General features: G+C 65.8%; 7 protein-coding genes and 3 rRNA genes. All 10 read right to left on the minus strand.

The genetic code is table 11. The features are described from left to right. Positions 1 to 3 precede the first annotated feature (3 nt). On the minus strand, positions 4 to 747 hold the full coding sequence (gene ftsR / locus OU787_RS04855; RefSeq protein ID WP_030463665.1) for a transcriptional regulator FtsR: 744 nt from the start codon (positions 745 to 747) through the stop codon (positions 4 to 6). Positions 748 to 812: 65 nt separating this feature from the next. Next, positions 813 to 1676 (minus strand): FHA domain-containing protein, encoded by an 864-nt coding sequence (locus tag OU787_RS04860; RefSeq protein ID WP_081967302.1) that lies wholly within the window; start codon positions 1674 to 1676, stop codon positions 813 to 815. Between the two features lie 181 nt (positions 1677 to 1857). Beyond that, complete coding sequence (locus OU787_RS04865; protein ID WP_442788421.1) at positions 1858 to 2754, minus strand: DUF881 domain-containing protein; 897 nt, start codon at positions 2752 to 2754, stop codon at positions 1858 to 1860. A 9-nt stretch (positions 2755 to 2763) separates the two neighbouring features. Further along, positions 2764 to 3096, minus strand: a complete 333-nt coding sequence (locus OU787_RS04870; RefSeq protein WP_030463668.1) for a small basic family protein — start codon at positions 3094 to 3096, stop codon at positions 2764 to 2766. Then, entirely contained in the window at positions 3093 to 4157 is a 1065-nt protein-coding gene (locus OU787_RS04875) for a DUF881 domain-containing protein (RefSeq protein WP_327059353.1), read from the minus strand. The genes OU787_RS04870 and OU787_RS04875 overlap by 4 nt, the downstream gene beginning before the upstream one ends. A gap of 134 nt (positions 4158 to 4291) precedes the next feature. Then, the gene (locus OU787_RS04880; protein ID WP_030463670.1) at positions 4292 to 6787 is read right to left on the minus strand and encodes a mannose-1-phosphate guanyltransferase; all 2496 of its coding nucleotides are present in this window, start codon (positions 6785 to 6787) and stop codon (positions 4292 to 4294) included. A 126-nt stretch (positions 6788 to 6913) separates the two neighbouring features. Continuing rightward, the gene (locus OU787_RS04885; protein WP_268658644.1) at positions 6914 to 7525 is read right to left on the minus strand and encodes a CDP-alcohol phosphatidyltransferase family protein; all 612 of its coding nucleotides are present in this window, start codon (positions 7523 to 7525) and stop codon (positions 6914 to 6916) included. A gap of 101 nt (positions 7526 to 7626) precedes the next feature. Beyond that, positions 7627 to 7743: ribosomal RNA gene (rrf, locus tag OU787_RS04890) — 5S ribosomal RNA — on the minus strand. Between the two features lie 84 nt (positions 7744 to 7827). Continuing rightward, positions 7828 to 10932, minus strand: a 23S ribosomal RNA gene (locus tag OU787_RS04895). A gap of 276 nt (positions 10933 to 11208) precedes the next feature. After that, positions 11209 to 12725: ribosomal RNA gene (locus OU787_RS04900) — 16S ribosomal RNA — on the minus strand. The 16S, 23S and 5S rRNA genes sit together here, the layout of an rRNA operon. Positions 12726 to 12943: the final 218 nt, after the last annotated feature.

Consider the following 12943-nt stretch of genomic DNA (forward strand, 5'->3'; position numbering starts at 1 on the left):
CGCTCAGCTCCGCGACCGCAGTCCCGCCTGCACCATCGCCGCGTGCAACCGCACCGACAGGGTGGCCAGTTCCCGCGCCGTCGCCTCCGCGTGCGCCCGGGTCTGCGGGTTGCGGTGCCGCCGCAGCGGCGCCACCACCTGCTCCACCAGCGCCACCTCGCGCTCCGCCGCCGCCTTCATCGCCCGCAGGTGCCGCGGCTCCAGGCCGAACCGCCCCAACTCCGCCACCAGCCGGGCGATCTGCAGTGCCTCCCCGTCGTACCCGCCGTCCGGGCCCGGCTGCACCAGGCCGTACGACTCCCACTCGACGAGCTCCCGCTCCTGCGCCTCGGCCGCCGCGATCAGCTCGGCCCGGCCCAGCCGCACCCCGCCCGCCCCGGCGGCCGCCGTCGCCAGCTCCCGGTCCGCCTCCTCCAGCGGCCCCGGACGGGACTCCGCCCCCGGCAGCGCCGGCGGCTGCTCGCCGCGCTCGATCGCGTCCAGGTGCTCGCGGATCACCCGCAGCGGCAGGTAGTGGTCGCGCTGCATCCGCAGCACGTACGCCAGCCGCTCCACGTCCGCCGCCGAGAACTTCCGGTAGCCGGACGGGGTCCGCTGCGGCTCGACCAGGCCCTCCGCCTCCAGGAAGCGGATCTTGGAGATCGTCACCTCCGGGAAGTCGTCCCGCAGGAAGGCCAGCACCGCGCCGATCGAGAGCAGCTCGTCACCCCGCCGGCGCGCCTCGCCCGTGCGGCGCGAGGCCGGCACGGGCGAGGACCCGAGGGACGGGGTAGGAATCTGTGGGGTCACTCGGGCTCCAAACGGAGAAGTGGTCAGTACCCCCGGTGGTGGCTGGCGAAGAACACCAGCCGGTACTTCCCGATCTGCACCTCGTCGCCGTTGCTGAGCAGCACCTCGTCGATCCGCTCCCGGTTCACGTAGGTGCCGTTCAGGCTGCCCACGTCCGCGACCGAGAAGCCGCCGTCGGGCTGCCGACGGAACTCCACGTGCCGACGCGACACCGTCACGTCGTCCAGGAAGATGTCACCCTGCGGGTGCCGCCCCGCCGTGGTCACGTCCGAGTCCAGCAGGAACCGGCTGCCCGAGTTCGGGCCGCGCTGCACGATCAGCAGCGCCGAGCCCGGCGGCAGCGCGTCGATCGCCGCCATCACCTCGGCCGACAGCGCCGGCGTGGCGCCCGTCGAGGTCGCCGTCGGGTCGTACGACTCGATGCCGGAGATCGAGATGGTCGAGGTGGTCTCCACCGCGCCCTCCGGGAAACCGCCGCCACGCAGCTGGGTCCCGCAGTTCGAGCAGAACCGGGCCTGCGCCGGGTTCTGGTTCCCGCACCGCGGGCACGGGCTGGTGCCAGCCATGTTCACAGCCTCCTGGCGCGGCACACCCGACTGGACGTGCCCGGCATAGGGGTCCGGGGCAAACCCTCCACCGGAGGTTGAGGGTCCTGACGCGAAACCTATGCGCGGCCCGCCCGACGAATCAACCGACGCGCCGTAGCCCGCGTCGAACTGCCCGGTCGGGACGCCCGCGCCCTGGGTCACGTCGTCCCGGTACATCGGACGCTGCCCGTCCGGCGCCGGACGCATCGGGGGCACCCCGGCGTCCTCCTGCCGGTAGCGCGCGGTCGGGGCCTCGGCCGTCTTCTTGTTGCGGCCGAAAAGCTTCGAGAAAAAACTCACGGGCGAATCCCCTTGCGTGTGACAGAACCGCCCGCGGGGCAGGGTTCAAGGCTCGGTGTGGCGGTGGGCCCGGCATCGGACCGGGGACTGACGAACGGTAAGACCCAGTGTCGCCGACCCGCCGCGGAAACCCACCACCGGGGGCTGCCCGCAGCTGACGAACCGTACGGAGCGCGCCCCGTCACTTCGCCGCCGGCTTGCCGTACTGCAACGGCTTCGGCGCGGCCAGCGCGTCCACCAGCACCTTCTGCTGCTGGACGATGGTCGCCCGCGCCTGGTGGTTCTCCAGGCTGCGCACCACGCCACCGGGGATGTTGAGCGCCGGAGCCAGGTCCTGCGGGTTGCCCACCACGGTGAAGCGGAACGGCTGCGAGACGCTCTTCCCGTCGATCTGCACGCCGCCGCCCGACGAGTTGTCGGTGAAGTACGTACCGGCCACCACGCGCACGTCGTTGATCTGAATCGCCTCCGCCCCCGCAGCTCGGAGTTCCTGCAGGGTGTCCAGCAGCATATCCGCCTTCACCTGCCCTTGGGGATCATCGATCGTCAGCACGATCCCCGGCCCGGTGGCCTTCTCCGTCCCCGCCAGCACACCCAGCTCGGCCGCCTTCTTCCGGGTCTGCTCCTGGGCCTCCTTGGCCTGGTTGGACGAGTTCTCCAACTGCGCCAGGGACTGCTCCAGCTGCGTCTTCTCCGACTGGAGACGCTGCTGCTTGCCGTCCAGTTCGTCCAGGATCCGCACCAGGTCCTCCTGGCGGGCCCCGCGCAGCTCGCTGTGGTCGTTGGTCGAGCGCACCTGGATCGCCAGCGCCAGGCCCAGCGCGAACAGCAGCAGCGCCACCACCAGCTGGCCCCGCGACACCCGCGGCGGCCACACCGCCGCCTTCAGCCGGGTCCGCCCGTCCGAGGGCAGCTCCACCGGCTCCCGCCCCGCGGCCGCCGCCACCGACGGCTCGGGTTCGACCGGCTCCGCCGCCGCAGCCGGCTCGGTCGGCCCAGCAGGCTCCACCGGTTCGACCGGCCCGGCCGGCTCCGGCTGCTCCTCGTCCCGCTCCCGCGGCTCCTTCTCCCCGCTCACAGCCGCTCCCTACGCCCTGAACACGTGCCGGCGGATCGCCGCAGCGTTCGAGAAGATCCGGATGCCCAGCACCACCACCACGCCGGTGGACAGCTGCGACCCCACGCCCAACTGGTCGCCCAGGAACACGATCAGCGCCGCCACCACGACGTTCGACAGGAACGACACCACGAAGACCTTGTCGTCGAAGATCCCGTCCAGCATCGCCCGCACGCCGCCGAACACCGCGTCCAGCGCCGCCACCACCGCGATCGGCAGGTACGGCACCACCGCGTTCGGCACCTCCGGCTGCACGAACACGCCGACGATCACGCCGATCACCAGACCCAGTACGGCAATCACGGTGTAGCAGCTCCTGTTCCGGTGGAAGTGGAAGTGGACTTCGTCGCGGTCGACCGCGTGGACTTCGACGGCGCCCCCGAGGGCGAACCCGACACCGCGCCGGACGGCGGGGCCGTCGGGAGGGCGGACCCCGAACCGGACGCCGACGGCGACGGCGACGGCGACCCCGACGGCTCGGCCGACGCCTCCGGCCCGGCCACCCGGAGCGTCACGCCCAGCGCGGCCGGCAGCGTCAACGACTTCTGTGTCGACACCGTCGAACGGATCCCGTAGCTCTCCTGGATGATCTTCAGGTAGCGGCCGCCCTCGTTGTCCTGGAAGGCCTGCGCCAGCCGCGCCCCGTCCCCGATCGCCAGCACCGTGTACGGCGGCACCAGCGGCCGGTTGTCCACCAGGATCGCGTCGCCGGCCGCCCGGATCGCCGACAGCGCGGTCAGCCGCTGCCCGTTCACGGACACCGCCTCCGCGCCGGCCAGCCACAACCCGTTCACCGCGTACTGCAGGTCGTGGTCCTTGACCCGCCCGTCCTTGCCGTAGCTGCCGGTGTTCCGCGGATCGCTGACGTTGCCGCCCGAACCGCTCCCGGACGCGTCGTCGATCACCAGCTTGATGCCAGGCCCGGTGATCGCCCCCGTCCCGGTCCGCGCCGCCAGCTGCTCCGCCCCGCTGTCGTCGCCGCTCTGCAGCGCCGCGTCCTGGGCCCGCTCGACCTTGTCGCGGTCCGCCTCGACCTGCCGCTGCAGCTCGTCCGCCGCTTTGTTGGCGTCGTTCACCCGGCTGACCAGGGCGTCCCGCTCCTTCGCCAGCACGGGCGCCGCGGCGTGCGTGTTCACCGCCCCGACCGTCACCACGACCGCCGCCAGCGCCAGGCCCAGGCCCAGCACCAGCCGTCCCTTGGCCGTCGACGGCAGCCGCGAACTGCCCTCCGCCCCGCGGGCCCGGGCCGCCTCCGCGTACCCGTCGTCGAGCGAGTGCTCCATGACCGTGGTCAGCAGGGACATCGAGGCGTCCGGGCGGCGGAAGCGCCCCTCCGGGTCACTCGGCGTCGGCGATGCTGGCATGCGCCACATCGTTTCACGACCACGAGGTGCCCCACGACCAGCCCCGGGCCCCGCAGGACGGTTTCGGCACAGGATCGTGACAAAAGCGGGTGGGGGCGGGCCGCCGAACCCGCCCCCACCTCACTTCCCCCGCACTACCTCCCGGCGCCGTCCACGACCGCGGCCCACTCGTCGAGCAGCCGCTCGGTCGCCTCGTCGTCCGGGCCCTCCGCCCACAGGTGGGTGACGGCCTCCGCCGGGTCCGGCAGGACCAGCGTCCACCGGCCGTCCGGCTCGACCACCCGCACGCCGTCCGTGGTGTCCAGCTTCCGGTTCCCGGCCGCCTCCACCACCGAGCGCATCACCATGCCCTTGGCGGCCCACGGCGTGGCGATGTCCCGCTTCTGGATGTGCGCCTGCGGGATCCGCGCGTCGATCTGGCTCAGCGTCAGCTGCGTCCGCGCCACCAGACCGACCAGCCGCACGAACGCCGCCGCCCCGTCCAGCACCCCGGAGAACTCGGGCACCACGAAGCCGCCGCGCCCGTCCCCGCCGAAGATCGTGCCGTCCGCCGCCGCGGCCTTCGCCAGGTCGTCCGGCGAGGTCGTCGTCCAGGTCACCTGGGTGCCGTGGTACGCCGCGACCTGCTCGGCGATCCGCGTCGTCGTCACCGGCAGCGCCACCTGCCCGGAGCGGCGCTCGGCCGCCACCAGGTCCAGCAGCACCAGCAGCGCCCGGTCGTCCTGGATCACCCGGCCGAGCTCGTCCACGAAGGACACCCGCTCACCCACCGGGTCGAACCGCACGCCGAACGCCGCCCGCGAGGACGCCACCAGCTCGCCCAGCCTGGCCAGCGCCGCCCGCCGCGAGTCCGCGTCCTCGGTCGGCCGCGCCTCGTCCAGGCCGCCGGCCACCGTCAGCGCCTCCACCCCGAGCCGCCCCAGGATGCTCGGCAGCACCAGCCCGGCACTGCCGTGCGCCGCGTCCACCACGACCTTCAGCCCGGCCTCCCGCACCCCCGAGGTGTCCACCGTCCGCAACAGGTTCGTCGCGTACGAGTCGAACACGCTCGCCGGGTGCAGCAGGTCGCCGATCTCGCCCGGGAACGCCCGCCGGAACTCCTGCCGCGAGTACACCCGGTCCAGCTTCCGCTGCCCGGCCTGCGACAGGTCCGCCCCGCGCTCGTCGAAGAACAGGATGTCCAGCGAGTCCGGCACCCCCGGTGTGGTCCGCAGGAAGATCCCGCCCGCACTCCCCCGCGCCGTCGCCTGCCGGGCCACCGGCATCGGCACGTTCTCCAGGTCGCGGACGTCGATCGCACTGGTCTGCAGCGCCGAGATCATCGCCCGCTTCAACGCCCGCGCACCACGCGAGTGGTCACGCGCGATGGTGACCGTCGCGCCCTTCTTCAACGTGGTCGCGTACGCCCCCGCCAGCCGCACGGCCAGCTCCGGCGTGATCTCCACGTTCAGGATCCCCGACACGCCGCGCACCCCGAACAGGTGCTCCTGGCCGCGGGACTCCCAGATCACCGAGGTGTTGACGAACGCGCCGGCCTCGATCGTCTTGAACGGGTAGACCCGGACGTTGCCCGCGATGATCGACTCCTCGCCGATCAGGCACTCGTCACCGATCACCGCCCCCTCGTCGATCCGCGCGGCCCGCATCACGTCGGTGTTCTTCCCGACCACGCACCCGCGCAGGTTGCTCTGCGGCCCCACGTACACGTTGTCGTGCACCACGGCCTTGTGCAGGAACGCCCCGCGCTTGACGACCACGTTCGACCCCAGCACGGTGTGCTCGCGCAACTCCACGCCGGCCTCGACCTTGGCGTAGTCACCGATGTACAGCGGCCCCCGCAGCACCGCCTCCGGGTCCACCTCCGCACCCTCGGCCACCCACACGCCCGGCGAGATCTCGAACCCGTCCAGCTCGACCTGGACCTTCCCCTCCAGGACGTCCGCCTGGGCCTTCAAGTAGCTCTCGTGCGTGCCCACGTCCTCCCAGTAGCCCTCGGCGACGTAGCCGAACACCGGCTTGCCCTCCTTGAGCAACTGCGGGAACACGTCGCTCGACCAGTCGACCGACTCGCCGGCCGCCACGTAGTCGAAGACCTCCGGCTCCATCACGTAGATACCGGTGTTCACGGTGTCCGAGAACACCTGCCCCCAGGTCGGCTTCTCGAGGAAGCGCTCGACCTTCCCCTCGTCGTCCGTGATGGTGATACCGAATTCCAACGGGTTCGGCACCCGGGTCAGGCACACCGTGACCAGCGCGCCCTTCTCCCGGTGAAAGGCAATCAGGTCGGAAAGGTCGAAGTCCGTCAGGGCATCGCCCGAGATCACCAGAAACGAATCGTCCCGCAGCGCGTCCTCGGCGTTCTTCACGCTGCCCGCCGTCCCCAGCGGTGTTTCCTCATTGGCATAGGTGAGGTGCATGCCCAGTTCCTCACCATCACCGAAGTAGTTCTTGACCAACGACGCCAAGAACTGCACGGTCACCACGGTGTCGTTGAGGCCGTGTCGCCTCAGCAGCCGCAGCACATGCTCCATGATCGGCCGATTGGCCACCGGCAGCAGCGGCTTGGGCATGCTGGAAGTCATGGGGCGGAGTCGAGTGCCCTCCCCGCCCGCCATCACAACGGCTTTCATTACGGGTGCGTCCTCCTTCGCGGTGGTGAACCCCTGCGGGGTCCATCAAACCGGTCCGACGCATCCCTACCCGGAAGAAAACGTCCGACTCACCGTGGAGGCCGTGTAAAACGTCTCAGGCTGATCTCAAACGGCAACCGAGCGCTCCGCCTGGAGGATCTGCCGGGCCTGCACCGCATACAGGGCACCGGCCCACCAGTACAGCGTCGTCCCCCACCAGATGAACGCCCAACTCACCACCCCCGCAACCTGGTGCACCCACCCCTGGCCCACCCCCAGCAGCAGAAGCGGAAACGCGTACATCAGATTGAACGTCGCCGCCTTCCCCAGGAAACTCACGTTCAACGGCCCGTAACCCGCCCGGTTAAGCCGCAGCAGCACCACCCCGACGAACGCCTCCCGCGCCACCAGCAACGCCGTCAACCACCAGGGCAGGATCTCCCGCCAGGTCAACCCCACCAGCGTCGACACGATGTACAACCGGTCCGCGGCCGGGTCCAGCAACTGCCCCAGCCGGCTGATCTGCCCCCACCGCCGAGCCAGCTTCCCGTCCAGGTAGTCACTGACCCCGCTCAACATCAGAACGACGATCGCCCACCCGTCGTTCTTCGGCCCCCCGAAGACCGGCCACAGCACCAACCACAAAAAGACCGGCACGCCCACCAGCCGAGCCATGCTCAGCAGATTCGGGATCGTGAGGACCCGATCAGTCTGAACGCGCGTCTCCTGGACCTCCACTGTGCGGAGCCTCCTGTATTAACCACCGACAACCGTGCGGGACCGACCCTACAACAAGAAAGCCCCCTGACTTCCCGTCAGGGGGCTTTCCCACAATGATTGTTCGGCGGCGTCCTACTCTCCCACAGGGTCCCCCCTGCAGTACCATCGGCGCTGTGAGGCTTAGCTTCCGGGTTCGGAATGTAACCGGGCGTTTCCCTCACGCTATGACCACCGAAACACTATGAAACTATGCACCGCCCGGCCGGGTCTCCCCGGCGGGGGGTCGTTGTTTCAGAACAACACAGTGGACGCGAGCAACTGAGGACAAGCCCTCGGCCTATTAGTACCGGTCAACTCCACCCCTCACAGGGCTTCCATATCCGGCCTATCAACCCAGTCGTCTACTGGGAGCCTTACCCTCTCAAGGAGGTGGGAGTGCTCATCTCGAAGCAGGCTTCCCGCTTAGATGCTTTCAGCGGTTATCCCTCCCGAACGTAGCCAACCAGCCATGCCCTTGGCAGGACAACTGGCACACCAGAGGTTCGTCCGTCCCGGTCCTCTCGTACTAGGGACAGCCCTTCTCAACACTCCTACGCGCACAGCGGATAGGGACCGAACTGTCTCACGACGTTCTAAACCCAGCTCGCGTACCGCTTTAATGGGCGAACAGCCCAACCCTTGGGACCTACTCCAGCCCCAGGATGCGACGAGCCGACATCGAGGTGCCAAACCATCCCGTCGATATGGACTCTTGGGGAAGATCAGCCTGTTATCCCCGGGGTACCTTTTATCCGTTGAGCGACGGCGCTTCCACAAGCCACCGCCGGATCACTAGTCCCTACTTTCGTACCTGCTCGACCCGTCAGTCTCACAGTCAAGCTCCCTTGTGCACTTACACTCAACACCTGATTGCCAACCAGGCTGAGGGAACCTTTGGGCGCCTCCGTTACCCTTTAGGAGGCAACCGCCCCAGTTAAACTACCCACCAGACACTGTCCCTGATCCGGATCACGGACCCAGGTTAGACATCCAGCACGACCAGAGTGGTATTTCAACGACGACTCCACGACAACTGGCGTTGCCGCTTCACAGTCTCCCACCTATCCTACACAAGCCGAACCGAACACCAATATCAAGCTATAGTAAAGGTCCCGGGGTCTTTCCGTCCTGCTGCGCGAAACGAGCATCTTTACTCGTAATGCAATTTCACCGGGCCTGTGGTTGAGACAGTCGAGAAGTCGTTACGCCATTCGTGCAGGTCGGAACTTACCCGACAAGGAATTTCGCTACCTTAGGATGGTTATAGTTACCACCGCCGTTTACTGGCGCTTAAGTTCTCAGCTTCGCCCGACCGAAATCGGACTAACCGGTCCCCTTAACGTTCCAGCACCGGGCAGGCGTCAGTCCGTATACATCGCCTTACGGCTTCGCACGGACCTGTGTTTTTAGTAAACAGTCGCTTCTCGCTGGTCTCTGCGGCCACCACCAGCTCAGGGAGCACGTCCCGTCACCAGCAATGGCCCCCCTTCTCCCGAAGTTACGGGGGCATTTTGCCGAGTTCCTTAACCACAGTTCACCCGAACGCCTCGGTATTCTCTACCTGACCACCTGAGTCGGTTTGGGGTACGGGCCGCCATGAAACTCGCTAGAGGCTTTTCTCGACAGCATAGGATCATCCACTTCACCACAATCGGCTCGGCATCAGGTCTCAGACTTCGTGTTGCGCGGATTTGCCTACGCAACGTCCTACACCCTTACCCCGGGACTACCACCGCCCGGGCTGGACTACCTTCCTGCGTCACCCCATCGCTCACCTACTACCCCGTTGGGTCACCGGCTCCACCACGTCCCATCGTCCGAAGACTCCGGGCGGCTTCACGGGCTTAGCATCAAGAGGTTCGACGTTGGCGCTTCAAAGCGGGTACGGGAATATCAACCCGTTGTCCATCGACTACGCCTGTCGGCCTCGCCTTAGGTCCCGACTTACCCTGGGCAGATCAGCTTGACCCAGGAACCCTTGGTCAATCGGCGCAAGAGTTTCCCACTCTTGTATCGCTACTCATGCCTGCATTCTCACTCGTGAACCGTCCACAACTCGATTCCTCGGCTGCTTCACCCGGCACACGACGCTCCCCTACCCATCACAGCAGGCGTTGGCCCTATTGCTGCAATGACACGACTTCGGTGGTGTGCTTGAGCCCCGCTACATTGTCGGCGCGGAATCACTTGACCAGTGAGCTATTACGCACTCTTTCAAGGGTGGCTGCTTCTAAGCCAACCTCCTGGTTGTCTCTGCGACTCCACATCCTTTCCCACTTAGCACACGCTTAGGGACCTTAGTCGGTGTTCTGGGCTGTTTCCCTCTCGACCATGGAGCTTATCCCCCACAGTCTCACTGCCGCGCTCTCACTTACCGGCATTCGGAGTTTGGCTAAGGTCAGTAACCCGGTAAGGCCCATCGCCTATCCAGTGCTCTACCTCCGGCAAGAAACACGCGACGCTGCACCTAAATGCATTTCGGGGAGAACCAGCTATCACGGAGTTTGATTGGCCTTTCACCCCTAACCACAGGTCATCCCCCAGGTTTTCAACCCTGGTGGGTTCGGTCCTCCACACGGTCTTACCCGCGCTTCAACCTGCCCATGGCTAGATCACTCCGCTTCGGGTCTTGGGCATGCAACTCGAACGCCCTATTCGGACTCGCTTTCGCTACGGCTACCCCACACGGGTTAACCTCGCTACACACCGCAAACTCGCAGGCTCATTCTTCAAAAGGCACGCAGTCACAGCCCGAAGGCTGCCCCCACGGCTTGTAGGCACACGGTTTCAGGTACTATTTCACTCCGCTCCCGCGGTACTTTTCACCATTCCCTCACGGTACTATCCGCTATCGGTCACCAGGGAATATTTAGGCTTAGCGGGTGGTCCCGCCAGATTCACACGGGATTTCTCGGGCCCCGTGCTACTTGGGAAATGAGCAAGCAAGCCGCTGATGTTTCGTCTACGGGGGTCTTACCCTCTACGCCGGACCTTTCGCATGTCCTTCGACTACACCAACGGTTTCTGACTCGCCGACCGGCCGGCAGACCGATCAAGCCCACTCCCACAACCCCGTCGCGGCAACCCCTGCCGGGTCTCACACCACCACGGTTTGGCCTCATCCGGTTTCGCTCGCCACTACTCCCGGAATCACGGTTGTTTTCTCTTCCTGCGGGTACTGAGATGTTTCACTTCCCCGCGTTCCCTCCACATACCCTATGTGTTCAGGTATGGGTGACAGCCCATGACGACTGCCGGGTTTCCCCATTCGGACACCCCCGGATCAAAGCTCGGTTGACAGCTCCCCGGGGCCTATCGCGGCCTCCCACGTCCTTCATCGGTTCCTGGTGCCAAGGCATCCACCGTGCGCCCTTAAAAACTTGGCCACAGATGCTCGCGTCCACTGTGCAGTTCTCAAACAACGACCAGACACCCAAACCCGACACCCCCAACAAGGAGCGCCCGGCATGAGGCCGGCATCCATGAGGCAACTCCCGTTCCCTCAGGACCCAACAACGTGCCCGACACACCAAGCTGTCCCTGTCTTCCACGCCCCGAGGGGCAGTACTGGCAGGTCCATACCGTGTGTGCCGAATAGTCAACGTTCCACCCATGAGCAACCGTGCGAGACATGCGCTCGCATTCGGCTATGTGCTCCTTAGAAAGGAGGTGATCCAGCCGCACCTTCCGGTACGGCTACCTTGTTACGACTTCGTCCCAATCGCTGGTCCCACCTTCGACGGCTCCTCCCCTTACGGGTTAGGCCACCGGCTTCGGGTGTTACCGACTTTCGTGACGTGACGGGCGGTGTGTACAAGGCCCGGGAACGTATTCACCGCAGCATGCTGATCTGCGATTACTAGCAACTCCAACTTCATGGGGTCGAGTTGCAGACCCCAATCCGAACTGAGACCGGCTTTTTGGGATTCGCTCCGCCTCGCGGCATCGCAGCCCTTTGTACCGGCCATTGTAGCACGTGTGCAGCCCAAGACATAAGGGGCATGATGATTTGACGTCGTCCCCACCTTCCTCCGAGTTGACCCCGGCAGTCTCCTGTGAGTCCCCGACATTACTCGCTGGCAACACAGAACAAGGGTTGCGCTCGTTGCGGGACTTAACCCAACATCTCACGACACGAGCTGACGACAACCATGCACCACCTGTACACCGACCACAAGGGGGCGCCCATCTCTGGACGTTTCCGGTGTATGTCAAGCCTTGGTAAGGTTCTTCGCGTTGCGTCGAATTAAGCCACATGCTCCGCTGCTTGTGCGGGCCCCCGTCAATTCCTTTGAGTTTTAGCCTTGCGGCCGTACTCCCCAGGCGGGGAACTTAATGCGTTAGCTGCGGCACCGACGACGTGGAATGTCGCCAACACCTAGTTCCCAACGTTTACGGCGTGGACTACCAGGGTATCTAATCCTGTTCGCTCCCCACGCTTTCGCTCCTCAGCGTCAGTAATGGCCCAGAGATCCGCCTTCGCCACCGGTGTTCCTCCTGATATCTGCGCATTTCACCGCTACACCAGGAATTCCGATCTCCCCTACCACACTCCAGCCTGCCCGTATCGAATGCAGACCCGGGGTTGAGCCCCGGGCTTTCACATCCGACGCGACAGGCCGCCTACGAGCTCTTTACGCCCAATAATTCCGGACAACGCTCGCACCCTACGTATTACCGCGGCTGCTGGCACGTAGTTAGCCGGTGCTTCTTCTGCAGGTACCGTCACTTGCGCTTCTTCCCTGCTGAAAGAGGTTTACAACCCGAAGGCCGTCATCCCTCACGCGGCGTCGCTGCATCAGGCTTTCGCCCATTGTGCAATATTCCCCACTGCTGCCTCCCGTAGGAGTCTGGGCCGTGTCTCAGTCCCAGTGTGGCCGGTCGCCCTCTCAGGCCGGCTACCCGTCGTCGCCTTGGTGGGCCGTTACCCCACCAACAAGCTGATAGGCCGCGGGATCATCCTGAACCGCCGGAGCTTTCCACCACAGAACATGCATCCTGCGGTCGTATCCGGTATTAGACCTCGTTTCCAAGGCTTGTCCCAGAGTTCAGGGCAGATTCCCCACGTGTTACTCACCCGTTCGCCACTGATCCACCCCGAAGGGCTTCACCGTTCGACTTGCATGTGTTAAGCACGCCGCCAGCGTTCGTCCTGAGCCAGGATCAAACTCTCCGTGAATGTCTCCACGGGGAGCGGCACGGCAACCACCGGAATAAGGCGGCCCCGCGCACTGCGTCCTCGCTAGTGTTTTACTTCAAAAGGAATCTCCAACCCCGACAAGACGTCGAGGCCGGGGATGTCAACATATCTGGCGTTGACTTTTGGCACGCTGTTGAGTTCTCAAGGAACGGACACTTCCTTCGGACCGCATTCCTGCGGACCCTCCGGGCGCTTCG

The organism is Kitasatospora sp. YST-16 (assembly GCF_026802215.1).
Classification (GTDB): domain Bacteria; phylum Actinomycetota; class Actinomycetes; order Streptomycetales; family Streptomycetaceae; genus Kitasatospora; species Kitasatospora cineracea.

What these genes read in the sequence shown, in the direction of transcription:
- OU787_RS04875 (WP_327059353.1), bottom strand. Translation starts at nt 4,157, where the DNA reads ATGCCAGCATCGCCGACGCCGAGTGACCCGGAGGGGCGCTTCCGCCGC.
- OU787_RS04880 (WP_030463670.1), bottom strand. Translation starts at nt 6,787, where the DNA reads ATGAAAGCCGTTGTGATGGCGGGCGGGGAGGGCACTCGACTCCGCCCC.